The 225-nt window shown below is 62.2% G+C and carries 1 protein-coding gene; it reads left to right on the top strand.

Going from position 1 to position 225, the window contains the following annotated elements; all coding sequences use genetic code 11:
* Window positions 1-26 precede the first annotated feature (26 nt).
* A partial coding sequence (locus tag V6767_RS22775; RefSeq protein WP_448475520.1) for a hypothetical protein occupies window positions 27-225 on the top strand: 199 nt, incomplete at its 3' end.

Genomic DNA, 225 nt, shown 5'->3' with positions numbered 1-225 from the left:
AGCCCGCGGGAAAACGGAGCCGAGCGATGAACGAGCGACCGTCCACTCAAGCCAGCGACCATTGGCTGTCGATGATCAACCAGGCGTCCGACTGGTTTGCCGGCCCCTTGGGCCAGCAGCTGCTTGTACAGGAAAAGCAGGTCCTGACCGACGAGCTGGCCCGTTGTTTCGGCAGCTATCTGGTACACAACGGCCCATTTGCCGGCGAACCGGTGCAGCCGCAAA

This window comes from Martelella sp. FLE1502 (assembly GCF_053484255.1).
The sequence above is the reverse complement of the archived record's forward strand: the minus strand, read 5'-3'. Positions and strand labels throughout refer to the sequence as shown.